Origin of the sequence: Hyphomonas sp. TMED31 (assembly GCF_002172815.1) — a bacterium.
Taxonomy (GTDB): Bacteria; Pseudomonadota; Alphaproteobacteria; order Caulobacterales; family Hyphomonadaceae; genus Hyphomonas; species Hyphomonas atlantica.
This window is the reverse complement of sequence record NZ_NHCK01000051.1, coordinates 14,567-38,319: the sequence shown is the minus strand read 5'-3', so window position 1 is coordinate 38,319 and position 23,753 is coordinate 14,567. Positions and strand designations below refer to the sequence as shown.

At 59.5% G+C, this 23,753-nt stretch carries 21 protein-coding genes; 13 read left to right on the top strand and 8 right to left on the bottom strand.

The annotated features are described in order from the left end of the window. Positions 1-288: 288 nt before the first annotated feature. The 6 genes from CBB91_RS08085 (at position 289) to CBB91_RS08060 (ending at position 6,673) form a co-directional block, all read left to right on the top strand. Positions 289-1,008, top strand: a complete 720-nt coding sequence (locus CBB91_RS08085) for a hypothetical protein (RefSeq protein WP_051602368.1) — start codon at positions 289-291, stop codon at positions 1,006-1,008. Between the two features lie 62 nt (positions 1,009-1,070). Continuing rightward, positions 1,071-1,631 carry a class I SAM-dependent methyltransferase gene (locus tag CBB91_RS08080; protein WP_241764105.1) on the top strand — a complete coding sequence of 187 codons (561 nt, stop codon included), beginning with the start codon at positions 1,071-1,073 and terminating at the stop codon, positions 1,629-1,631. Between the two features lie 9 nt (positions 1,632-1,640). Next, positions 1,641-2,474: a DUF3445 domain-containing protein gene (locus tag CBB91_RS08075; protein ID WP_273013381.1), complete on the top strand. Its 834-nt coding sequence runs from the start codon at positions 1,641-1,643 to the stop codon at positions 2,472-2,474. Positions 2,475-2,501: 27 nt separating this feature from the next. Continuing rightward, the gene (locus tag CBB91_RS08070) at positions 2,502-2,939 is read left to right on the top strand and encodes an EVE domain-containing protein (RefSeq protein ID WP_035546921.1); all 438 of its coding nucleotides are present in this window, start codon (positions 2,502-2,504) and stop codon (positions 2,937-2,939) included. 124 nt (positions 2,940-3,063) lie between these two features. Then, the gene (locus tag CBB91_RS08065) at positions 3,064-5,796 is read left to right on the top strand and encodes a glycoside hydrolase family 3 C-terminal domain-containing protein (protein ID WP_273013379.1); all 2,733 of its coding nucleotides are present in this window, start codon (positions 3,064-3,066) and stop codon (positions 5,794-5,796) included. Between the two features lie 289 nt (positions 5,797-6,085). Then, positions 6,086-6,673, top strand: a complete 588-nt coding sequence (locus CBB91_RS08060) for a TetR/AcrR family transcriptional regulator (protein ID WP_273013377.1) — start codon at positions 6,086-6,088, stop codon at positions 6,671-6,673. A gap of 8 nt (positions 6,674-6,681) precedes the next feature. On the opposite strand, the gene CBB91_RS08055 is transcribed toward CBB91_RS08060, so the two are convergent. Further along, positions 6,682-7,344, bottom strand: coding sequence for a 2OG-Fe(II) oxygenase (locus CBB91_RS08055; protein WP_273013375.1), 663 nt, complete (start codon positions 7,342-7,344; stop codon positions 6,682-6,684). 34 nt (positions 7,345-7,378) lie between these two features. Beyond that, a complete protein-coding gene (gene carA, locus CBB91_RS08050) occupies positions 7,379-8,560 on the bottom strand; it encodes a glutamine-hydrolyzing carbamoyl-phosphate synthase small subunit (RefSeq protein ID WP_345906770.1) in 1,182 nt (393 codons plus the stop codon). A gap of 131 nt (positions 8,561-8,691) precedes the next feature. Here carA and CBB91_RS08045 point away from each other — a divergent pair, with 131 nt between their 5' ends. The 4 genes from CBB91_RS08045 to rpoD all read left to right on the top strand — a co-directional run bounded on the left by CBB91_RS08045 (position 8,692) and on the right by rpoD (position 14,483). Next, on the top strand, positions 8,692-9,204 hold the full coding sequence (locus CBB91_RS08045) for a GatB/YqeY domain-containing protein (RefSeq protein ID WP_273013373.1): 513 nt from the start codon (positions 8,692-8,694) through the stop codon (positions 9,202-9,204). Between the two features lie 202 nt (positions 9,205-9,406). Then, positions 9,407-10,087: a PRC-barrel domain-containing protein gene (locus CBB91_RS08040; protein WP_273013371.1), complete on the top strand. Its 681-nt coding sequence runs from the start codon at positions 9,407-9,409 to the stop codon at positions 10,085-10,087. Positions 10,088-10,210: 123 nt separating this feature from the next. After that, positions 10,211-12,118 carry a DNA primase gene (gene dnaG / locus CBB91_RS08035; RefSeq protein ID WP_273013369.1) on the top strand — a complete coding sequence of 636 codons (1,908 nt, stop codon included), beginning with the start codon at positions 10,211-10,213 and terminating at the stop codon, positions 12,116-12,118. A 412-nt stretch (positions 12,119-12,530) separates the two neighbouring features. Next, entirely contained in the window at positions 12,531-14,483 is a 1,953-nt protein-coding gene (gene rpoD / locus CBB91_RS08030) for an RNA polymerase sigma factor RpoD (RefSeq protein ID WP_273013367.1), read from the top strand. 69 nt (positions 14,484-14,552) lie between these two features. Here rpoD and CBB91_RS08025 read toward each other — a convergent pair whose 3' ends face one another. Beyond that, complete coding sequence (locus CBB91_RS08025; RefSeq protein WP_273013365.1) at positions 14,553-15,836, bottom strand: O-acetylhomoserine aminocarboxypropyltransferase/cysteine synthase family protein; 1,284 nt, start codon at positions 15,834-15,836, stop codon at positions 14,553-14,555. A gap of 47 nt (positions 15,837-15,883) precedes the next feature. Further along, positions 15,884-16,720 (bottom strand): neutral zinc metallopeptidase, encoded by an 837-nt coding sequence (locus tag CBB91_RS08020; RefSeq protein WP_273013363.1) that lies wholly within the window; start codon positions 16,718-16,720, stop codon positions 15,884-15,886. Positions 16,721-16,841: 121 nt separating this feature from the next. Between CBB91_RS08020 and CBB91_RS08015 the strand changes: the two genes are divergently transcribed. Next, positions 16,842-17,264, top strand: a complete 423-nt coding sequence (locus tag CBB91_RS08015) for a YjbQ family protein (protein WP_345906769.1) — start codon at positions 16,842-16,844, stop codon at positions 17,262-17,264. On the opposite strand, the gene CBB91_RS08010 is transcribed toward CBB91_RS08015, so the two are convergent. The 3 genes from CBB91_RS08010 to CBB91_RS08000 all read right to left on the bottom strand — a co-directional run bounded on the left by CBB91_RS08010 (position 17,253) and on the right by CBB91_RS08000 (position 19,991). After that, positions 17,253-17,858 carry an NAD(P)H-dependent oxidoreductase gene (locus CBB91_RS08010; protein WP_273013360.1) on the bottom strand — a complete coding sequence of 202 codons (606 nt, stop codon included), beginning with the start codon at positions 17,856-17,858 and terminating at the stop codon, positions 17,253-17,255. The genes CBB91_RS08015 and CBB91_RS08010 overlap by 12 nt on opposite strands. A 69-nt stretch (positions 17,859-17,927) precedes the next feature. Continuing rightward, positions 17,928-18,593, bottom strand: coding sequence for an FAD-binding oxidoreductase (locus tag CBB91_RS08005; RefSeq protein ID WP_273013358.1), 666 nt, complete (start codon positions 18,591-18,593; stop codon positions 17,928-17,930). A 60-nt stretch (positions 18,594-18,653) separates the two neighbouring features. Further along, on the bottom strand, positions 18,654-19,991 hold the full coding sequence (locus tag CBB91_RS08000) for a hypothetical protein (protein WP_035546884.1): 1,338 nt from the start codon (positions 19,989-19,991) through the stop codon (positions 18,654-18,656). Positions 19,992-20,263: 272 nt separating this feature from the next. On the opposite strand from CBB91_RS08000, the gene panD reads away from it, so the two are divergent. Continuing rightward, complete coding sequence (panD, locus tag CBB91_RS07995; protein WP_273013356.1) at positions 20,264-20,620, top strand: aspartate 1-decarboxylase; 357 nt, start codon at positions 20,264-20,266, stop codon at positions 20,618-20,620. A gap of 23 nt (positions 20,621-20,643) precedes the next feature. Here panD and CBB91_RS07990 read toward each other — a convergent pair whose 3' ends face one another. Further along, positions 20,644-21,627: an LLM class flavin-dependent oxidoreductase gene (locus CBB91_RS07990; RefSeq protein WP_345906768.1), complete on the bottom strand. Its 984-nt coding sequence runs from the start codon at positions 21,625-21,627 to the stop codon at positions 20,644-20,646. A gap of 162 nt (positions 21,628-21,789) precedes the next feature. On the opposite strand from CBB91_RS07990, the gene CBB91_RS07985 reads away from it, so the two are divergent. Then, entirely contained in the window at positions 21,790-23,748 is a 1,959-nt protein-coding gene (locus CBB91_RS07985) for an alpha/beta fold hydrolase (RefSeq protein WP_273013353.1), read from the top strand. Positions 23,749-23,753: the final 5 nt, after the last annotated feature.

Here is a 23,753-nt window from a genome sequence, read left to right as displayed (position 1 = left end):
GATATTTAGGCCCCAGACGAGGCAGACGGCAAAGAGAAGGACGAAATCGCGAAATGACATATTCTGGGCGTTAGCAGGATTTATCCGGACTGGGCAGGGGAAATAGAACTTTCCTTTGCGTCGTTTTCGACTGCTTCAAAAATGACCATGTTCAGCTTTCAGTCAGGTGGGGACTGCGAGGGAACGGAAGGCTGCGCGATGCGCTAAACAAACGTTAAGAAGCTGTTATAGTCATTGGCAGGTGGAAGGCGGGGCCGATCCGGACCTGTTATCAGGAGGTGTGGTTGAATGGGACTGATCTGGTGGATATTGCCAGCAATCGCGGCCGTGATTGGCCTGATGCTGCTGTTTGCGGGCTTCGGAAAACTGGCAAAACTGAAAGCGGGTTCCGGGGCGTTCCGGCTGACCTTCGGGGTCGCATTTCTGGCGCTGGCGGGCGTCGTGGCCTTTGCGGGCCTGAATCTGCAGACTTATCAGCGCCTGACCAAGGAACGCTATGCAGCGAACATCAAGTTCGAAGCCGTTGAAGGCGAAGAGAACGCCTATGTGCTGGACCTGACCTTCTCGGATGGCCGCAAGCTGCTGGAAGAGAATGGCGCCCAGCCGATCCTGCGTGGCAATGAATTCGAAATCGGCGCGCAGGTGATCAAGTTCAAACCCATGGCCAATATGCTCGGCTATGACTCGATCTACCGCCTCGACTTTATCGAAGGCCGCCTGTCGCGCCGGTTCACGCCGGAAGCGGTGACCGAGGCGACGACGAATGGAATCGCGCTGGCCGCCAATCCCGGCTTTGACGTGCACCGCATGGCGCAGGAGCAGGGCGGGCGGTTTGGCATTGATGCGCAATACGGCTCAGCCACCTACCAGCCGATGGGCGACGGGTTCGAGTATGTGGTGAACATCTCTCAGGACGCATTGATTGCGCGCCCCAGCGAAGCGACGAAGGTGTTGATCCAGAAACAGCGCTATCCGGGTTACAGCTCGACGCAGGAGTCTTCCCAGTGAACCCGTGGGACCGTTACGTTGTCCCGCACCTGGTCTCGTGCGCTTGCCAGACGAAGCCGATCATGAAGCAGCGTGAGAAGGTGGTGCCGCAGGCAAGCGGCCGCGTTCTGGAGATCGGGTCAGGGTCCGGCACGAATTTCGCGCTGTATGATGCCAGCAAGATTGACCATCTTTACGCGCTGGAGCCATCCGAAGTGATGCTGGACAAGGCGCGGCGAGCCGCTGGCAGCCTTGGCATTGGACACCATATTGACTTTCTCCAGACCGGCGCGGAATCCATTCCGCTCGAAGACAATTCGATCGACACAGTCGTGATCACCTTTGTGCTCTGCACCATCCCGGATTGGGAAGCGGCGCTGAAGGAAGTCCGCCGTGTGCTGAAGCCCGGCGGGAAGATCCTGTTCTCTGAACACGGCCTCGCGCCAGATGAAGGGGTCGCGAAATGGCAGCGCCGGATCGAGCCGATCTGGAAGCCCCTGGCGGGCGGCTGTCACCTGACGCGCGATACTGAGGCCATGCTGGCGACAGCGGGGTTCCGACTGGACGAAGCTGAAACCATGTATCTGCCATCGACGCCCAAGATTGCTGGCTTTGTCAGCTGGGGCAGCGCCGTCGCGGTGTAGAACACGGGCGTGCGACAGCCTCCCTACCTGCCTTTCCTGGATGGTCCACCCGGTATTGCGCCGGGGCTGAAGCCAATCGCGCCAGAGGCCTGGTTGCTGCCGGATACAGAGGCCGGGTCATGGCTCACCGACAAGCGCGCCCTGATGCGGGAGCAGCGCGATGCCGTGTTCGCGGCGCGCGATGCGGATGCGGAGATGGCAGAAGTGGCGGAGGCCGTGCTGGCCGTGGCCGGCCCTGCGCGCGATGACTGGCCCACGGCGCTGGAGGCGGCATCTTCCACCGTGTCAGATGATCTCTGCGTGATGATCCGCAGCGAAGACGGGCTGTGGCGATTGAGAGCCGCCAGCCTGTGCGCGCCGACCTATTGGCGCCTGTCTGAAAAGTTCGAGCAGCCGCTCGGCGGCCTGCACAGCCCGGTGCCCGGCGGCGATCCCGGACTGGCAAAGCGCATCTCCCGCATCTTTGACGGCCTGCGCCCGGATTTCATCCTTGAGCGGTGCAATTGGTCGGTCCAGCCAGGCAATGCGCGGTTCACGCCCAGCTCTGCGCCCCTGAAGGAAATGGCGGCGGAGATGGCCGAGGCGGATGCGCTGGACCAGCTTCATCTTCGGGTGGAGCGCCAGACGATCCGCAAGATGCCGGAGACAGGCGCGGTGCTGTTCACCATTCGCGTGGTGAATGATCCGCTGCGGGCCGCGCTGGCCACGCCGGGCCATATCGACGCCTTTGCCGATGCGTGGGCGCGGGTTGATCGTGACATGTATCGCTACAAGGGCTGGCAGCTGTATGACCGGCTGATCGGCGCAGCACTGGACGCTGCCCGGAATCCCGTTAGTTCCTGATGTGGCAGAAAAGACGAGGCAGGACCGATGAAATACTGGCTGTTCAAATCCGAACCCGACGCCTGGAGCTGGGACGAGCAAAAGGCCAAGGGCGATGAGGGCGAAGAGTGGAACGGCATCCGCAACTACCAGGCCCGCAATTTCATGCGCGACATGAAGATCGGCGACCGCGCTTTCTTCTATCATTCAAACAAGGGGCTGGAAGTGGTTGGCGTGGTGGAGATCTGCGCCGAAAGCGCCCCGGATTCCACAACCGATGACCCGCGCTGGGACTGCGTGCACGTCAAGGCGCTGGCCGACATGCCCAAGCCTGTGAAGCTGAAGGATGTGAAGGCCAATCCGAAGCTGGAAGATATGAGCCTTGTGACCTCGTTCCGCCTGTCGGTGCAGCCGGTGAAGGCGAATGAGTGGAAAGAGGTCTGCCGCATGGGCGGTTTGGACCCCAAGACGCTGAAGCCCGTTTGAGGCCGCTTGAAAAAAAGCTCGAAAAAGCGTCTGGCGAAAAAAATGTTAGCGTGCAACAATACGCCTCGATAAGGGGGCGTATTGATCCATTTCGCCCCGTGAGAAACGTCACAGGGAGAACGGCATGGCTATGCGTCGGCATGGAATACTCAACAAATTCAACTTATTAGGCGCTGCGGCCTCTGTCGCTTTGCTTGCGGGCTGCGCGACGGCCCCGGCCGAGGAAGCCCAGGCAGACCTCGTTGAAGCGCCGGTCGAGGCGACGCCACAGATTCCGCCCTATATGGACGCCTCCCTCAGCCCGGAAGCGCGGGCGAAAGACCTCGTCAGCCGCATGACGCTGGAGGAAAAAGCCAGCCAGATGTATGACAAGGCCGCTGCCATTCCGCGCCTTGGCATACATGAGTACAATTGGTGGAACGAGGCGCTGCACGGCGTCGCGCGCGCAGGCCACGCCACGGTTTTCCCACAGGCCATCGGCATGGCAGCCACCTGGGATGAAGACCTGATGCTGGATGTGGCCACGGTCATCTCTGATGAGGGCCGCGCCAAGCATCACTATTACGCCTCTGAAGATGTCTACGCCATGTATGGCGGCCTGACCTTCTGGTCTCCGAACATCAACATCTTCCGCGATCCGCGCTGGGGCAGGGGACAGGAGACCTATGGGGAAGATCCGTTCCTGACAGGCCGCATGGCCGTGAATTTCATCAGCGGCATTCAGGGCGATGACGAGAAATACCTGAAGGCGATCGCGACCGTGAAGCATTACGCTGTGCATTCCGGGCCGGAGCCGTCGCGCCACCGCGATGACTATCACGCATCTGATGCCGACCTCTGGGAAACCTATCTGCCGGCCTTCAAGATGGCGTTCGATGAGACCGATGTCGGCTCTGTCATGTGCGCGTACAATGCTGTCTGGGGCGCACCAGCCTGTGGCAGTGAACGCCTGATGGTCGACCTGTTGCGCGATGAACTGAAGTTTGACGGCTATGTCGTCTCTGATTGCGGCGCGATTGGTGACTTTTACTATGATGAGGAAAAGCATGCGGCGGGTGAAGCGCCGTATGCGGCACATGATTATGTGAATACGCGCGCCGAAGCGGCCGCGCTCGCCGTGAAGATGGGCACGGACCTCAATTGCGGTGATGGCGAAGGCAACAAGATGGACGCCCTGCCAGACGCCGTGGCGCAAGGCCTGATCGATGAAGCGACCATCGACCAGTCGGTTGAGCGGCTTTACACCGCCCTGTTCCGCCTTGGCATGTATGATGACCCTGCCGATGTGCACTGGGCGCAGACACCGCACGAGATCGTGGCCAGTGAGCCGCACATCAACTTGTCTGCAGATGCTGCGCGTCAGTCCCTTGTCCTGCTGAAGAATGATGGCNTNCTGCCCCTGGCNGCGGATACNAAAGTTGCCGTNATTGGTCCGAATGCCGACAATTGGTGGACGCTGGTTGCCAATTATTATGGTCGCCCGACGCAGCCCGTCACGGCGCTGGAGGGCATCAAGGCAAAGATCGGCGAAGAGAATGTCACCTATGCGGTGGGATCTACCATCGCTGGCGACAATTACTCGGACTACAAGCCTGTGCCAGCATCGGTGCTCTTCCACGAAGACGCGGATGGCAATCTCGTGTCCGGCGTGAAGGCGGCCTATTACGACAACAAGGAGCTCGAAGGCGCACCGACGCTGGAGCAGGTCGAATCGAACATCGATTTCTACTGGGATCGTACGCCCAGCACGAGCGGTCTGAATGATGAGTTCAGCGCAACCTGGGAAGGTGTGATCGTTCCGGAGACGGATGGTGTCTATCGCTTCCAGCCCTCACGCTGGACCGAGGTGACCATCAATGGCGAAACCGTCGGCGAGATGGACAATGTCGAGATGCAGGCCGGCGAATCCTACGCTGTCCGCATGGTGTTGAAGTTCGACAGTGGCTGGCCGCGCGATCAGCTGGACAAGTATGCCTATCTCAACTGGACGGATGTTTCGCGCGATCTTGAAGCCGAAGCCCTGGCGGCAACNGAAGGCGCGGATGTGATCCTGTTCTTCGGCGGCATCGATGCCAATCTGGAAGGCGAGGAGATGGGCGTGGAGCTGGACGGCTTCCTTGGTGGTGACCGTACGCACATCAAGCTGCCGGAAAGCCAGGAAAAGCTGCTGAAGAAACTNCACGCCACGGGCAAGCCGGTCGTGATGGTGAACTTCTCAGGCTCCGCCATGGCACTGAACTGGGAAGATGAGAACCTGCCGGCCATCGTGCAGGCCTTCTATCCGGGCGAGCAGGCNGGCAAGGCAATCGCCGAATTGCTCTGGGGCGATTTCTCGCCGTCTGGCCGTTTGCCGGTAACGTTCTACAAGTCAGTCGACGATTTGCCGGACTTCCTCGATTATTCGATGGCGAACCGGACCTACAAATACTTTGAGGGTGAGCCGCTNTACGCGTTCGGGCATGGCCTGTCCTACACCGACTTCACCTATGGTGGCTTGTCGGTGCCGGAGACGCATGATGCGTCCGAGCCGCTGACGGTCAGCGCAACGGTGACGAATTCCGGCGACATGGCGGGCAGGGAAGTGGTGCAGGCCTACATCCAGCATCAGGACCGCGCGCATGAGGGCGTACCGCGCATTGAACTGGTCGCCTTTGACGTGGTGGAGCTGGCACCGGGCGAGAGCGCGGAGATTCAGTTCGATCTCTCGCCAGACCGGATCGGCTATTACGACACCGACGGCAATCCGGTGACGCCAGAAGGCAGCACGGCAATTCTCTCAATTGGTGCCGGCCAGCCTGGCTTCGTGAGCGATGAAGATGCCCTGACNGCTGAAGTNNCGTTCACATCCGCCGAATAGGCGACACCCAATTCTATCCGGAAAGGGCCTGCCATCACGGTGGGCCCTTTTGTCCAAATGGCCATGTTTGTGTGCAAGAAAGCCTGAAATGGAAAAGACGATCATGGAGCCAGACAGGGTGTCTGTCTCCACAATCGTCCCGCGTCCCACTTTGGCAATGCAGTATCGGTATGCCACCCAGCCTGGTGTCTTGATGGTGGTACCGATCCAGAAACTCAGTGCTTCTGAACCTCCACATTGGTGTTTTTACATACCACTGGTATGTTAGCTCGACAACCGCAAAGCTAATATGNCCAGATCAAGAACGAGAAATGCTCCCGAAACGCGCGCCGCCATCCTGGAAGCGGCCCGGCAGCGCTTTGCCTCGGAGGGNTTTGAAGCGAGCCTGTCCAGCATCGTCGCTGATGCCGGNATTACNAAAGGGGCGCTGTTCCACCATTTCGAGAACAAGCAGGCCCTGTATCTTGAAGTCTGGACCAATCTGCAGACCGACATGGCGAGGGATACGCAGAAAGCTGCGCTTGCCAACCGGTCTCCGGACGATCCCTACCAGGCGATCCTCGCAGGGTGCCGTCGCTATCTGGAATGGACCACGCGGCCGGATTTCCAGCGCATTGTCCTGATTGAAGGGCGGGGTGTGCTCGGCATGACGGANTGGATGTCGAATGAGAGAGATGTCGGACGAGAAGTCGTGCGCTCGGCGATCGGGTATCTCGTTCAGCGCGGTTTGATCGCCGACGACCGCGCTTCAACGCTTTCCGTTATTGTNCAGGGGGCNTTGCACGGGGCAGGCCTGGCGCTTGCCCGCAACATAGACGGCGTTACCGTGGATTCGATTTGCTGCGCGCTGGATAGCATGCTGCGCCAGATGAAATAGTCTGCCGCTCACGATATCGGGATCGGTATGCCATCGGTCNCGGGATTGACGCGCCACCAGCCCGCAATCGCGTAGCGCAGGCGCTCGGTGCGCTGCACGGCGTGAGGGATTGTCTCTGANAGCATCATCACGACCCCGCCGCCTTCCGGCACGAGCGTGGCGACATGCGGCGCGTCTTCGCTTGCCCCTTCCGGCCAGACGAGCAGGGCGCCGCCATCGGCTGCGTCCCATGTGTCATTGAGATAGACAACCAGCGACACGATACGGTTTCGCGCGCCTTCAAAACTGTCGAGATGGCGATCATAGAAGCCGCCTTCCGGATAGACGGCNAAACAGGCNTCGAATTCGAACAGGCCCAGCATCAGATGGCGATTGAGCGCCTGTCGCCAGGTTTCGGCCCAGGCCGAGAAGGCGCGCTGCGCATCGCTTGAATCGTCCAGCCANGTAATGCGGGTCTTGCGAATGGAGCGGTCGACCTGAAAGGCATCGTCGCGGCCAATACCGGCAGGCGCCAGCGCGGCCTCCGCATCCAGCGTCTCGATCTCTTCGCGCAGGGCTCGCAACAAGGTGTCCGGCAGCAGGCCGGGATGCCATGACCAGCCTTTGTCGGCGAGGTCATCCACCACGCAGCCGATACGGTTGTCACCCGGGAGGGGAGGAGGGGCGATCATCGGTGGGTCAATTGTCGGGAGCGCGTTGGCCGGATCAGGCCTTGTGCGCCGCCATCAGGTCCGCAAAGCGCTGGAACAGGTAGAAGCTGTCCTGCGGGCCGGGGCTCGCCTCCGGNTGATGCTGCACGGAGATGATCGGGCGGTCTTTCACGGCGAGGCCGGAATTCGTGCCGTCGAACAGCGAGCGNTGGCTTTCTTCCACGCCTGCCGGAAGCGTCGACGGATCAACTGTAAAGCCGTGATTCATGGACACGATCTCGACCTTGCCGGTCGCCAGGTCTTTTACCGGGTGGTTCGCGCCATGATGGCCTTGCGCCATTTTCATGGTCTTCGCGCCCAGCGACAGGGCCAGCAATTGGTGGCCNAGNCAGATGCCGAGGATCGGCAGGCCCTTGTCGATGACGGCGCGGATCATGTCGCCGGAACGCGCGATGGTGGCCGCCGGATCGCCGGGGCCGTTCGAGAAGACCACGCCATCAGGGTTCAGGGCGAAGATCTCTTCGGCGGTGGCATCGCCATTCACGACGCTGGTGCGGATGCCGACCTGGGCGAGGTTGCGCAGGATGTTCTTCTTCACGCCGAAATCCACGACCACGACGTGATGGTCGGCGTTTTCCATGTCGCTGAAACCGCCGGCTACTTGCCAGAGGCGCTGAGCGTTTTCAAAAGGTGTGTCGGTGTCGACATCGGCCGCCAGATCGGCTGTCTCCAGCCCTTGCCAGCCGCGCGCGGCTTCAACCAGAGCATCAAGATCGATATTGCCGTCTGGCTTGTTGCAGATCGCTGCCTTCTGCATGCCTTGCTCGCGTACGAGGCGAGTGATGGCGCGCGTGTCGACGCCGGACAGGGCCACGATGTTGCGGCGGGCCAGCCAGTCGCCGAATTCCTCGCCGGAACGCCAATTGGAAGCCGGTGTGATGGGTTCGCGGAAGATCGTGCCGCAAGCGCCATTTGCGCCCGGCGCCGAGGATTCCTCATGGTCGTCAGGGTTTGAGCCCACATTGCCGATGTGCGGGAAGGTGAACAGCACGATCTGGGAGGAGTAGGAGGGGTCTGTCAGGATCTCCTGATAGCCTGTGATCGCGGTGTTGAAGCAGAGTTCACCCACATGAACACCTTCGGCGCCTGCGCCTGTCCCCAGGAAAATAGTGCCATCAGACAAGGCGATGGCTCCCGTGGCGGTTGTGCTGGCTTGCTTTTTGCTCTGTTCGGACATATTTGGCTTGCCTTCCGGGATCATTGTCAGACGGTTAATACCTTCTGACGACATATTTTCCGGGTAATGGGACTGAGTCCCCGCAACGTCAAGCATAGTAAGACGTTGTTGGTGTGAAAGGCGTATTTTGAATGGGCCACGAAGACAAATCTGACATGATGACCTTGAAGGCTCGTGTTGCGCAGGCGCTGAATGCGGAACGTGAGAAAGACGAAGGGTGCACGACCCGTTTGTCCACGCTTCGTCTCATCGACGCTGCCATTCGGGACAGGGATGTCTGCGCGCGTGGGCGCGGCGACACCGAGGGCTGCCCGGACGCCGATGTGCGCAACGTGCTGGAAACCATGATTGCCCANCGTGAAACAGCCGCGCGCGAGCATGATGAAGCCTGCCGCATTGAAGATGCGATGCGCGAGCGCGAAGAAATCGAGATCATCCGGAAGTTTCTGCCGGAGCCTTTGTGCACCAAGGCGCTGGAAGCCGCCGTGGAAGAAGTGGTCGAGGATCTTGGCGCGACCAAGCTGAAAGACATTGGCCGCTGCATGTCCGCGCTGAAAGAGCGTTATCCCGGCAAGATCGAATCCGGCCCCGCCGGAAAGGTGATGCGCAAGGCGCTCACGGCNAACAAGGAAGCGGCGAAATAAGCCGTACAGAGCTGGTTAATTCTGCGAAAGGTTGGAACTAAGGCCGGGAGCGGTCCGTTTGTTGTGTGTTGATAGACAACGAAAGGACTTTGAAATGAAACGGCTTTTTCTGACTACGAGTGCTGCTGCCCTGATGNTGGGTGCTGCNGCGTGTTCCGGTGCNGAAACCCACACGAAAACCGCTGACAANGANTCGGCTGTGATGACCGAAACAGCGGCTTATGACGCTGAATATGCGAGCGGCGACGCNACCGAGGACGATTTCNANGTCGATACGCGGGTCGCNATGGGCGATGCAGACCAGGCTGAGATCGAGCGTGACGATTACGTGCTCGCCTCCGACGAATTCCTGACATCTGAGCTGATCGGTGAAGACGTCACTGATGCCAATGGCGAAGAAGTTGGCGAAGTTGAAGACGTGCTTCTGGCGTCAGGCACCATGCAGCCAATGCTGGTCATCCGCGATGGATTTGCCGGCGATCTCCACACGGTTTCNTTNGATCAGGCCGAGATCTGGTTTGACGAGGAAGGCGAGCCTGAAGCCCGCATGGACCTGACAGAGGACATGCTGGACGATCTGCAGGAGTTCGAACAGGAAGGTCTGAACGATTATCGNCTCGCGTCCGAGCTGACCGGTACGAATGTCCGCCTCGGCTTCAATGACAAGGATGTTCGCGTGACGGACATGATCATGAAGACGGATGGTACGGCCAAGTACGCCGTGGTTTCGAACGGCATCGTCGATGCTGTCACGGATGAGCGNTTCCTGATCAACCCGGCGAAGATCGTCGTGTCGCAAGGCGACAGCGANGGTGAAATGATGATCGACCTNTCTGAGGAAGANTTTACCAACGCGATGAGCTTTACCGCTGACATCGACTAATTGATCTGACATTTGATCAAAGAAGGGGGCCCTGCTGGCGCGGGGCCCTTTTTCTGTTTTTCCACCGACACATCTGGGCGANAGCGTTTCCCCGCCGCGCCAATGAAGGTAAACTGCCAAACNATGAGTTCNACTGTCCGCATCCCTGATGGTTTTGTTGATGAGCTGAAGGCCCGTATCCGGCCTTCGGACGTGATCGGCCGCAAGGTGAAGCTGACAAAAAAGGGCAAGGAATGGGTCGGCCTGTCGCCATTCACCGCAGAGAAGACGCCAAGCTTTTACGTCAACGACCAGAAGCGCATCTTCAAATGCTTCTCGTCCGGCATGGGCGGCGACGTTATCAGCTTCGTGATGGAAACNGAGCGCCTGTCCTTCATGGAGGCGGTCGAGAAGCTGGCCGANGAAGCCGGCATGGAACTGCCCANGGCAGATCCGCGCGCTGCCGAAGCCTATGATCATCGCAAGCGCCTGCAGGAGGTCTGCGAGGCGGCGGCGGCCTATTTCGAAGAGAGGCTGCAATCCTCTGAAGGTGCCNGCGCGCGGGAATATCTTGAAGGGCGCGGGTTGAAGCCTGCCGCCTGGAAGCGTCACCGGCTGGGCTATGCNCCGGATGATTGGCGCAAGACAAGCGCNCANTTGAAGGCCGAAGGCTTCACACAGGCCGAGATNCTNGANGCGGGCCTGACCAAGGAAAGTGATCGCGGCGGTGAGCCCTATGACGCATTCCGGGGNCGCCTGATGTTCCCCATTCCGGANAGCCGGGGNGGGATCATCGCCTTTGGTGGCCGTGCGCTGACGCCGGATGCGAAGCCGAAATANNTGAATTCCGGCGATACGCCGCTATTCCACAAATCCCGCGTGCTCTACCGCTACAAGGCGGCCCGTGAAGCTCTGGGGCATGGCGAGGGCGGCGGCCTGATTGTCTGCGAAGGTTATATGGACGCCATCGCATTGACCGAAGCCGGTTTCGGACAGGCGGTTGCCCCGCTCGGCACGGCGCTGACCGAGGAGCAGATCAGCCTGCTCTGGCGCGCCGGTCCGGAGCCCGTCCTGTGTTTTGATGGCGACCGGGCGGGGCTTGGCGCAGCCTATCGCGCGGTGGATCGGGCGCTGCCGCATGTCGAGCCNGGGCGGTCATTGTTTTTCGTGCTGCTGCCGGATGGCATGGATCCGGACGACCTGATCCGTGAGCGCGGGCCCGTGGCGATGGGCGAAGCGCTGGAAGCGCGCATTCCATTGTCAGAACTGCTTTGGCTGCGCGAGCGCGATGCGGAGCCGCTGGACACGCCGGAGCGTCAGGCGGGACTGGAGGCGCGCCTGATGCAGGCGGCGGCACAGATCAAGCATCCTGGCGTGAAGGCNGCCTATGAGCGCGATCTGAAATCGCGGATGCGAGACCATTTCTGGCAGCTGCGCCAAGCCAAGCGGCAGAATGGATTTACCAAGGGCAAGCCCGGTGGCCGGGGGCAGGGCGGCGCGCCGGCCTTTGGNNCNCAGCCGGGTATTCAGGCGAATAAGGGCGGCCGCCAAAACCCCGGCGTGCTTCTGCTGATGCAGGCGGTGATGAGCCCTGCCATCCTGTCNGGCATGGAGGAGATCCTGATTGCAGCCGATTTCCGCAATCCGATGTCGAACCGGCTGCGCGACGTGATTGTCGACTTCCTGATCGAGGATGAGGAGCTCAGCCTGCAGGCCGTGTGTGACCTGCTGGTGCGCGAGGGGCATGAGCATGAGCTGTCGCAGATCGACATGACCCGCATTTCTCGCATTCGGACAGACGAGCCAGCCTACAAGTCCTGGAAGGCTGCCATCGAGGTCTTCATTCCCGTCGACACGGCCCCATCTGCGGACGACGAGGTGCGCCGCCTGAAACTGAAGCGGCGACTGGTGGCAGAGCGGCGCAAGGCGCATGAGGAACGGGTTCTGGTCGACCAGCAGGAAAAGGCGATGGGCAAGGCCAATATCGGCGATTTCTGGAAACAGTTCGAAGAGAAAAACCCCTGGTTCAAGCAGGATGGGTCCAACGAGTAGGCAATCCGGACCGAAACGCAGGAAAACCTATTGACCGCAACGCATTCCGTGCCCATTTATCGTAACTTGGGAACATGCGCGCTGCCAAATTGCTCAACGACGATCCAAAGACGCCTCTGAACGCGGTCAAAGAACCCGAGGCAAAGGACTGGCCCAAGGCCACCGAGCACCACATGGTAGACGGACGTTCACACGCGGCTGGTTCTGACCGTGGCATGAAAGATGCTGCGTGCGATGGATCGACCCTGTTGTCACCGGTATGGCACAGGCGTCTCAGGCCCGTTGAGAACCGAACGGCCCCACGGGGCCGCATGAACAAGGCAGCAGGATCAGTCAGCGAAAGCTAACAGGGCAGGCAATATTTCGGGAGGGTTCCGGCAGGCGCAGCCGGTTCCTCACAGGAGAGAATTGAATGGCAACAGCCACCAAGAAAAAGAACGTCTCAGGTGACGGCGACCGTGAAGACGACAAGGACAATGAAAACGGCCTGGTCGACTTCAGTGCGACAGACGTCAAGAAGGTCCTGAAACGCGCTCAGAAGCGCGGCTTCATCACGCATGATGAAATCAATGCCCTTCTCCCCAATGACGAGATGACCTCGGACCAGATCGAGGACGTGATGTCCCAGATTTCCGAAATGGGCATCGCCGTGGTCGAGAACGAGGAAGAGGCCGAAGCCGAGGGCAAGGCGCTCACCAAGATCGAAGACAAGAAGGTCGTGGCCAAGAAAGGCAACGCCCGCGGTTCTGACCGGACCGATGACCCGGTGCGCATGTACCTGCGCGAGATGGGCGCGGTGGAATTGCTGTCCCGCGAAGGCGAGATCGCCATTGCCAAGCGCATCGAGGCTGGCCGCGACGCGATGATCCGCGGCCTGTGCGAAAGCCCGCTGACCTTCGAAGCCATGATGGTGTGGCGCGACGAGCTCGTGAATGAGCGGATCCTGCTGCGTGACCTGATCGATCTTGAGGCGACCTATGGCGCGGAAAACCCGCCGCCTGAGCCCAAGCCCAAGGAAGAGGAAGACGAAGCCGACGAAGCGAAAGCCGAAGGCGAAGACTCCTCAGACGATGATGACGAGGATGAGGATGATGCTGCGGCGATGTCCATGTCCGCCATGGAGGCCGAGCTGCGCGATGGCGTTCTGGCCAAGCTGGACGAGATTGCTGACGACTTTGCGAAGTATCGCAAGCTGCAGGACAAGCTCGTTACCCGTCGGCTGGAAGGCAAGGACCTGACGCCGAAGGCACAGGAAGAGTATGACGAGCTTTCCAATTCCATCGTCGAAAACCTGAAAACGATCCACATCAACAATGCCCGGATCGAAGCGCTGGTCGAACAGCTCTATGCCATCAACAAGAAGCTGATGGGCATGGAAGGCAAGCTGATGCGCATGGGCGATGCCTATGGCGTGCCGCGCAAGGAATTCCTCGAAAACTATTTCGGCCGCGAGCTGGAGCCCGACTGGCTGGACCAGGTCAAAGGCCTGTCTGCCAAGTGGAAACGCTTTGCCGAGGGCAAGGAAGCCGAGATCACCGAGAGCCGGGACAATATCTCAGAGATTGCCCAGGAAATCGGTATTCCGATTGATGATTTCCGCCGCATCGTCCAGACGGTGCAGAAGGGCGAGCGCGAGGCCCGTATCGCGAAGAAGGAAATGGTTGAGGCAAACCTCCGCCTCGTGATTTCCATCGCGAAGAAATATACCAATCGCGGCCTGCAATTCCTCGACCTAATTCAGGAAGGCAATATCGGCCTGATGAAGGCGGTGGATAAGTTCGAATATCGCCGCGGTTACAAATTNTCGACCTATGCGACCTGGTGGATCCGTCAGGCGATCACCCGGTCCATTGCGGACCAGGCGCGCACGATCCGTATCCCGGTGCACATGATAGAGACGATCAACAAGATCATCCGTACCCAGCGCCAGATGCTGCACGAGATCGGCCGCGAGCCGACCCCGGAGGAGCTCGCCGAGAAGCTGGGCCTGCCGCTGGAGAAGATCCGCAAGGTTCTGAAGATCGCGAAAGAGCCGATCTCCCTGGAGACGCCAATTGGCGACGACGAGGATTCAAACCTTGGCGACTTCATCGAGGACAAGATGGCGCTTCTGCCCGTCGACGCCGCGATCCAGTCAAACCTACGCGAAACAACGACGCGCGTGCTCGCCTCGCTCACCCCGCGTGAAGAACGCGTGCTGCGCATGCGCTTCGGTATTGGTATGAACACGGACCACACGCTGGAAGAAGTCGGCCAGCAGTTCAGCGTGACGCGCGAACGTATTCGCCAGATTGAGGCGAAAGCGCTCCGCAAGCTGAAGCATCCGAGCCGCAGCCGCAAACTGCGGAGTTTCCTGGATACTTAAGAGCAGAAGTGTACCGAACATGAAAAAGGCGGCCCGTCGAGGCCGCCTTTTTTGTGTTTTGTGAGGCGTCTAAGCCTTCAGCGCCTGATCCAGATCTGCGATCAAATCGTCGGCGTCTTCGATGCCGATGGAGAGGCGGACCGTGTCAGGGGCGGCGCCCGCGGCGATCTGCTGGGCCTGTGTCAGCTGGCGGTGCGTGGTCGAGGCTGGGTGGATGACCAGGCTGCGCGCGTCGCCAAGGTTCGCCACATGGCTGAACAGCTGAAGATTGCCGACAAATTTCGTGCAGCCCTCATAACCGTCCTTCAGCTGGACGGTGAACAGNGCCCCTGCGCCTTTCGGGCAGATCTTCGGCACGCGATCTTTGTAGGGTGAGGAGTCCAGCCCGGCATAGGTGACGCCTGCCACAGCGTCATGGCCTTCCAGCCAGGCGGCAATCTTCTTCGCATTTGCGACATGCTTTTCCATCCGCATGGAGAGCGTTTCGATGCCCATCAACGTATAGTGCGCAGCTTGCGGGTTCAGCGTCATGCCAAGGTCGCGCAGGCCGATGGCNATGCCGTGGAAGGTGAAGGCCGCCGGGCCGAACGTCTCGTGGAAATTCAGGCCGTGATAGGCCGGTTCCGGTTGCGACAGGGACGGGAACTTGTCAGAGGCGGACCAGTCGAATTTTCCGGAATCGACAATCGCCCCGCCGGTCACCGTGCCATTGCCGGTCATGTATTTCGTCAGAGAGTGAACAACAAGCGTCGCGCCATGTTCGATCGGGCGGCAGAGATANGGCGTGGCTGTCGTATTGTCGACGATCAGCGGGATGCCTGCGCCGTCGGCGATTTCGGCAATTGCGTCCAGATCAGTGATGTAGCCGCCGGGATTGGCGATGGTCTCACAGAAGATGGCCCGCGTGTCGTCATTGATCGCAGCCTTCACGGCGTCGAGATCGTCAAAGTCCACAAAGGTGGCGGACCAGCCGAAGCGTTTGAAGGTCTGGCTGAACTGGGTGATCGTTCCGCCATAGAGGCGGGTGGAGGCGACGATGTTGCGGCCCGGCGCCATCAGTGGGAAGAGCGCCATGATCTGGGCCGCGTGGCCAGAGGAGCAGCAGACTGCGCCAGCGCCGCCTTCGAGCGCGGCGATCCGGTCGCCNAGCGCGCCAACCGTCGGGTTGGTAAGACGGGAATAGATGTAGCCAACTTCCTGAAGGCCGAAGAGCGCGGCGGCATGGTCCGCGTCGCGGAACACATAGGCGGTCGTCTGGTAGATCGGCACCTGACGGGCACCGGTGGCCGGATCCGGGTTTGCTCCGGCGTGAATTTGCTGGGTGTCAAATCCCAATGGCTTGCCGTCGGTCATCGCGGCGTCTCCCTTCCTGTCTCGGCCCTCCGCCGAAACGGGTGGGCTCAGTTGAATGTGTCACACTGGCGTGGATCGCCGGTCTGATAGCCTCGGCTCAGCCACTCCATGCGCTGTTCGGCAGAGCCGTGCGTGAACGCTTCTGGGGTGACGCGACCCTGAGAACGCTTCTGCAGCATGTCGTCGCCAATGGCATTGGCTGTTTTCAGTCCTTCTTCCATGTCGCCGCGCTCCAGCGCAACCCTTCCATTTGATGCCGTGGCGGCATGGGCGGCCCACACGCCTGCATAGCAGTCTGCCTGCAGTTCCAGTGCGACCGAATACTTGTTCGCTTCTGCCTGGCTGCCGGCGCGCTGTTGCGCCTGGCGCACTTGCTGGGACGCACCCGTAAGGGTCTGAACGTGATGACCAAACTCATGCGCGATGACATAGGCGCGGGCGAAGTCTGCGCCGGATGCGCCAAGCTGGGTCTCCATCTGCTGCCAGAAAGACAGGTCCAGATAGATGGTCTGGTCAGCGGGGCAGTAGAAGGGGCCCATCGCGGCCTGACCATAGCCACAGCCCGTGCCGGTGCCCTGGGAATAGATCACGACATTTGGCTTCTTGTAGCCATCATAGAGGTTCGCCCAGACATCGTTCACATTGGTGCCGACAACATCCACGAACTGGCCGGCCTCATCTTCCGGTGTGCCGACATCGCCGGTTTGCTGCTGGCTGGACATGCCGCTTCCGGCTTCGAGGAGCGGCTGTGGGTCAATTCCAAGAAAATAGGAGACAACCAGGGCGATGAGCACGAAACCGATGCCGCCACCGGCCAGCTTGCCGCCGCTCATGCCGCGCCTGTCTTCAACGTTCCCGCCGCGACGTCCATCTTTCCAGCGCATGTCCCACCTCCGAGCTGATCCAACTATCGTTACTATCTGGATACAGGCTGCGCCAAACCCCGTCATCCTGCAAATTCACGTCGCGATTGATCCTCCGGGTCGGGCGCGATATCCGGAAGGCATGCAGACACAACTCACGATTCAGAGCCGGGGTTCCGGCCTTTACGAATTTACACGCGATGCCGCGGAGTTTGTGGCAGGGGCAGGCGACGGCTTGCTGACCCTGTTCTGCCAGCACACATCCTGCTCGCTCGTCATTCAGGAAAACGCAGATCCCGATGTGCAGCGTGATTTACAGGCATTCTTCCGGCGGCTCGTGCCGCATGCGAGTGACCCGTCGATGAGTTACCTTGTGCACCGCACCGAGGGGCCGGACGACATGCCCGCCCATATCAAGGCAGCCCTGACACAAACGTCGCTCTCGATTCCGGTGACGGGCGGACACATGGCTCTTGGCACCTGGCAGGGAATTTACCTGTTCGAACACAGGGATGCGCCGCATAAACGGCGTGTGGTGGCGCACTTCCTGTCCTCAGGCGGCTGATCCGCCCAGCGAAAACGCTTGTTTCAAATGATCATCGAACCGTTCGAAATCGGCTTCGATGTTGGGTGCCTTTGACACGTCGTGCGCAGCAAAGCTGGGGCGGGCTTGCATCCCGAAAAAGCGGAAATTCAAATGGATTGGCCAGAGCAGGTCTTCGACTGACCGACCTTCGAAGAAGACCTGTTCAGGATTATTGAAGGCGGACCCGGGCGCATTCAGGGTCAGTGACAACATGTAGCGTGTCTCGGTCATCCTTCCGCCACTGCCATACTGACGGGAGGGGTCTTTTCGGCTTCGTCCGTCGCCCTTCGACAGGCGCCCGTCCATGCCGGCCGTGTACACTTCATCGAGGTAGCGCTTCAGCGGCCAGGGAAGGCCCATGGAATTCAAGGGAAACTGGAACAGGATGGCATCGGCCCAAAGCTGGTTTCGGACTTCTTCTTCCGTGTCCCATCCATCGGCAACACGCCTGGACCGAACAATCCAGCCTGAGTCNTCGAACAGCCTTTTCGCGCGCTCGACAAATGCCGCGTTGAGTGATCCGGAAGACGTTGGAAAGGGCTGGTGCCCATTGATTATCAGGACGTGGTGCATGAAGAGGTTCTGGCATTCCGGAAGACGGGTCTCAACTTCACGGCCTTGTCAGTATCGCTAAGCGAGGTCCTATTCCTCGAATGTAATGCCGTCTGCGTCCGCGCCCAGGTCTTTCAGCGTGCTCTTGATGTCGTCGATCATCTTGTCGGGGCCGCAGACATAGAATTGCTGGTCAAAGTCTCGGACATGGTGCTGCAGGAAACCCTTGTCGATCTTCCCGCGATCAAGCGGCGAGCCGTCCTGGCCCGTGACTGTCCAGATGCAGTCGAGCCCGTCCATCGCCTCGAATTCTTCACGCAGGATAATGTCCTTCTCGGTCTTGTGAGAGGCGATCAGGGTGTGCCCGTTCAACTTTCCGTCGGCGGCGAGCTTTCGCAAGATGGCGATGAAGGGCGTGACGCCCGCGCCGCCTGCAATGAAGACGCCGGGGCCCTTGTAAGTGATCGTGCCCCACGCTTCGTCCAGCAGGAGGGCGTCTCCTGCTTGCATTGACCATAACTCGTGCGTGACACCGTCATGATCGTGATAGGATTTGATGGTGAATTCGAGCGTGTCCGCATCGGGCAGGGCGGTGAATGTGAAGGGGCGCGTTTCGTCCCGCCAGCCATCCTTGTCCAACGCAATTTCGGTTGCCTGACCGGGCTCGAACTGGAATCCGTCGGGTTTCTCAACACGGTAGCGACGCACATCGTGCGTGACGGGTTCGGTGTGCAGAATTTTGACGGATGTTGGCATGAGGCGCTCCTGAAGGGATATTCGCCTCTATTGACGTGGCCCGGGCCGATTTGTTCCGGTTCAGCCGCCGAGCGCGTGCCAGCGGATCATCGCTTCGCAGGTGTTTTCGCCCTGGAAGGCTGCCTTTGCGCTGCCATTGAATTGGTCTGAGACGGATGCGGCCCACACAGCAGCGGCCGCGTCGTAGGACGTGAAACCGATTTCGGACAGGCCGCGCTCGATCCGGTTGCAGATCAATCCGGCAACATCCGGGTCTGCCGTATCATTCAGATAGGAGATGCGGTCAGCGAGATCGAGCCGGGAGAAGATGTAATCATACACCGTCAGATCCTCTCCCACATCAAAGGCGAGAATGTCGCCTGACGTCACGCCAGTATAATCCGGATACCCGGCATCGGACACGCCAGCTGTAAAGATCGACGGGATGGGCTGGTCGAGATAGACGGCCCATTGGCCGATGGCGCCCTTCTTGCGCGTATCCTTGATATCGTTCGCATCTGGCATCTGGGCGGACACGACAAGGATGGGTTTGTCCGTCCACGACTTTACGGAGAAGGCGCTGACGGATTGCTCGGTAATGGATTGGCCGAACAATGTGCTGGTGGAGGTGTTCAGGAAGGTCGAGGCCTCCTGCATCAGTGGCGCGTTGAAATAGGTCACCAGCGTGGATGTCGGTGCGATCAGGTTCGCGGCCGTCGTCAATGCGCCCATGACATTGGCACTGGCAGACGATTCCTTCTCGTCCGACAGTTGGAGACGAAAGCGGGCTTCAATCGTCGTGTTCGGACCAACCTTGAAATAGGGGGTTGCATAGACCGAGAGGCTTTCATTCGTCGTCCAGCTTTCCCCCTCGCGATTGTTGGAAGAGAATGTGGACGAGAAGAGCGCATTGGTTGCGGTGATATCCGGCTTCGCCACGTCAAACTCAGCGATCAGTGTGCGGGTGATACTGCGCGAGGACATCATGCGGGAAATCCAGTTGCGGCTTTCCTTGTCGTAATTGCGGCTTTCGGTTTCCTGGCTGCGCACGCCGGATGTCACACCATCCATGTCGTAGGCGTCCGGTTTCAGCGTCACGATCTGTATTCGAGTGTACCTGTCCTGCAGCATGTCCCCGAACTCGGAATAGACGGCCGCCTCATCAATCGCGACGTCGATATAGGGCAGGTAGTCCTTGGCCGGTACAGCGCCGCTGCTCGCGCGACCGGTATGCCGATTAACGGTCGGGGTCGGGTCGCCAAGGAAATCATTGTCATTCGGGTTCGGGATTCCGCGAACGGGTCCCGAAGGGCTGGTGGGCGAGGTGGATGGCGGCGAAGAGGAGCCGGACGTCGGACTGGAGGCGCACCCGGCCACGATGAGCGATGCGGCCAGGACTGCTGCTGACGTCTGTTTCATGGTGTTGGTCCCCTTAGAAGCTCTCCCCGGCCTTACCGATAGTTAACAGAGGGATTCGTGGAAGGCGAGCGGTTTACGGGTAAAATCCAGCGATAGGGGAATGTGAGCGGGCACATGATTGACCTCGCGCAAAGATGAAGCCTGTAGCGGCCAATCCGTCTTTACTCATATTTGCTGCGATGCAATAAGCGCCCTTGCGCGAGGGGGCAGGCCCACCTATATGCTCAATATGAGCAAAAAGAGCGCTCATCATAATTCCGGAGGGTACGTCCTTGCTGCTCAATATGCTGAAAGCCAAGCTTCATTCTGCAACCGTTACGCAGTGTGACCTTCACTATGAAGGTTCGGTCTCGATCGACCAGGATCTGCTGGATGCATCCGGCATTCTGCCGAATGAGCGTGTGGATATCTGGAACGTGACCAATGGTGCCCGCATTCAGACCTATGCGCTGGAAGCGCCGCGCGGCTCCAAGACGATTGGTGTGAACGGTGCAGCGGCCCGTCATTTCGCTGTGGGCGACAAGGTCATCATCGCGGCATTTGCCGGCGTTGAAGCTGACAAGGCCCGCCAGCATGCGCCGAATGTCGTGCTGCTGGACGACCATAATGTGATCAAGCGCCCATCCTGATCCAAGCCGGACAGGCTGACGGATCAGTTTTTAACGACATCCGCGATAATCTCGAATGAGCGCAGGCGCTTGTCGACATCATACATGTCCGAGACGATCATCAACTCGTCGGCATTTGTGCGTTCGAGCAGCGCGTCGACACCGCGTTTGATCTCATCACGGTCCCCTATGATGCTGAAATTCAGCATATGCTGGGCGCGCAGTTTCTCTTCCGGTGTCCAATAGGTGTCGATGTCGTCAATCGGTGGCTGGGTAAGCTTCCGCTCGCCGCGCACCAGATTGGCAAATGACATTTGCTGAGATGTAGCGAGATATTTCGCCTCCTCAGTCGTTTCCGCCGCGATGATGTTCACGCCGATCAGCGCATAAGGCTTTTCAAGCTGAGCTGAGGGCTGGAAATTGGCGCGATAAGTGGCGAGCGCGTCATCCAATGCCTGCGGTGCAAAATGCGATGCAAACCCGTAAGGCATGCCATAGGCGGCCGCGACCTGGGCTCCGAAAAGGCTGGAGCCCAGAATCCAGAGTGGCACATTGGAGTTCGAGCCCGGCACGGCTTCGATCTTCTGGCCGTCTTCGACCGGGCCGAGCCAGGCTTGCAATTCCAGCACGTCCTGCGGGAAGCGGTCGGCGCTGTTCACGTCCCGCCGCAAGGCGCGCAGCGTCATCTGGTCGGTGCCGGGCGCGCGGCCAAGGCCGAGATCGATCCGACCCGGATACAGCGCCTCCAGCGTGCCGAACTGTTCGGCGATGATGTAGGGCGCATGGTTGGGCAGCATGATGCCGCCCGCGCCGACGCGGATCGTTTTCGTGCCCGCCGCGATATGCGACACGACGAGGGAGGTCGCCGCCGTGGTGACTGCCGCCATGTTGTGGTGCTCGGCCACCCAGAAACGCTTGTAGCCATATTGCTCGGCATGTTGGGCGACGCGTCTGGCATCATTCAGGGCGTCCGCGCGGGTAAAGCCCTGGCGCACACGGCCAAGTTCGAGAATGGAGAGTTCAGCCACATCAAGGCCCTTTGTCTTGCTCAGCCAAGACATGGGGGCCGCACGCCCGATGCCAAGCCCGCCTCGCGCAGCGGAAGGGGGGGTGTTCAGGGAAAGGCGCGTCCAGCGTTGCCATTCGGCTCCATCATAAATAGTGTGATGTGTCACTTATAGGGGTTTTGTATGCGGGTTTTGATTCTGGCCGTTCTGTCGGCTTGGCTGGGTTTTGGACAGATTTTTGCCAGTGCTGATGTGAGCCACCCGCCGCTTGAATCTTATGGTGAGTTGCCGTCTGTCCGCTACATGGATTTGTCGCCGAGCGGAGACCGTGTCGCCTATGCCGAGCGACGCGATGGGTCAGATTATCTGGTGACCTTTGATTTTCATACGCGTAAGAAATCGTATCACGTCAAGATTGATGATGTGGCCACGCGTGGCATTTGGTTTGCGGACGAAGACAATATCATCATTCGGGCGTCCGAAACGAAATTCGTGATCGGATTCCGCGGAGAGTTCGATTATTCCGGTGCCTTCTCATACAACCTCAAAACCAAGAAACTGAAGTTTCTGTTGCGGGGTACGGACAATATCTATCCAGCGCAGGGTGGGCTTGGAAAGATTGTCGGCGACGACGCAGACCCCGGCTACATCTTCATGCCGGCGTGGATGGGAGACCGCTACTCTGACCCGAACTACAGCCTCGTGCGCGTCAACATGAAGACGGGCAAAGGTCGCCTCTTCAAAAGCGGGACGGGAGATACAGTCGACTGGTTTGTGGATACGGACGGTACCGTGCTCGCGCGGGAGGATTACGACAACGGTTCCGACACTTACAGGGTCTATACGTACCTGAACGGAAACCGGGAGCTGATCTATGAGCTTGAAACGTCGCAGCCGCCGCCGGGTGTAACCGGCATCAAGTCCGACAAGTCTGCACTGATCTTTTCCGACGGCGAAACACACGAGGAATCCGGAAACGTCTACGAACTGGATTTCGACGGCAACAAGACGCCGATTACTCTCGGCGGAAGAGGCGGTATGATCGAGCGGGTCATCCGTGATGGGAACAGGTTCGTTGTGGGTGTCAAATATTCCGGAGCGGTTCCATCCTACACGTTTTTTGATCCAGATGTGGATGCAGCCGTTTCGGGACTGGTGAACCAGTTCTCAACGGCTGCAGTACATCTTGTTTCGTGGACAGATGATTGGTCGAAATTGCTTTATCTGATTTATGGAAGCGATACGCCGGGTAGTTATGTCCTGCAGGATCTGGAGACCGGTCAGATGACGCTGATTGCCGATGAGCGCGCNGACATTCCTCCCGANGCGATCAGTCAGATGGTGGCCGTCAACTACACCGCCCGTGATGGACTGAACATTCCAGCTATCCTGACCTGGCCCGCNGGCGCCGACCTCCACACTGCCAATACGCTNCCGCTTATTGTCATGCCGCATGGCGGTCCGGCATCCCATGACCGGGTGACGTTTGACTGGATGGCGCAGTATTTTGCCAATCGCGGCTATCTCGTCCTGCAACCCAATTTCCGTGGATCGACCGGGTATTNTTCGGAGCATGAAGACCTTGGAAAAGGCGAATGGGGCGGCAAGATGCAGGATGATATCACCGATGGCCTGAATGCGCTGGTAGAGCAGGGATTGGCTGATCCGGACCGTGTCTGCATCGTNGGAGCCAGTTATGGAGGATATGCGGCGCTGGCNGGCGGGGCATTCACGCCGGAACTCTACAGCTGCGTCGTGGCGATTGCGCCTGTGACCGATCTGCGCCCTTTCCTGAGGGATGTGAAATGGGACTATGGGCGCGACCATTGGGTGATCGATTACTGGCAGGAAAATGTCGGCCATCTGGATGACGAGCGCGAGAAGTTAAACTCAATTTCTCCTGCGCGGTCCGCAGATCGCTTTCAGGCGCCNGTCCTGTTGATCCACGGCAAGGATGATACAGTTGTGCCAATTAAGCAGAGCGAGATCATGAAGCGNGCGCTCGAGAAAGCTGGCAAGGATGTGACTCTCGTCGAGTTGAAAGGTGAGGATCACTGGCTCTCTGATGGCGATACACGGATCGAAACGCTGCGTGCGATGGCCGGGTTTGTCGATCAGCACATTGGGGCAATTGCCAACTAGGCGCC

Excerpts from the sequence above, each read along its gene's own strand:
- CBB91_RS08085 (WP_051602368.1), top strand. The coding sequence starts at position 289 with ATGGGACTGATCTGGTGGATATTGCCAGCAATCGCGGCCGTGATTGGC.
- CBB91_RS08080 (WP_241764105.1), top strand. The coding sequence starts at position 1,071 with ATGAAGCAGCGTGAGAAGGTGGTGCCGCAGGCAAGCGGCCGCGTTCTG.
- CBB91_RS08070 (WP_035546921.1), top strand. The coding sequence starts at position 2,502 with ATGAAATACTGGCTGTTCAAATCCGAACCCGACGCCTGGAGCTGGGAC.
- CBB91_RS08020 (WP_273013363.1), bottom strand. The coding sequence starts at position 16,720 with ATGCGCTGGAAAGATGGACGTCGCGGCGGGAACGTTGAAGACAGGCGC.
- CBB91_RS08015 (WP_345906769.1), top strand. The coding sequence starts at position 16,842 with ATGCAGACACAACTCACGATTCAGAGCCGGGGTTCCGGCCTTTACGAA.
- CBB91_RS08005 (WP_273013358.1), bottom strand. The coding sequence starts at position 18,593 with ATGCCAACATCCGTCAAAATTCTGCACACCGAACCCGTCACGCACGAT.
- CBB91_RS08000 (WP_035546884.1), bottom strand. The coding sequence starts at position 19,991 with ATGAAACAGACGTCAGCAGCAGTCCTGGCCGCATCGCTCATCGTGGCC.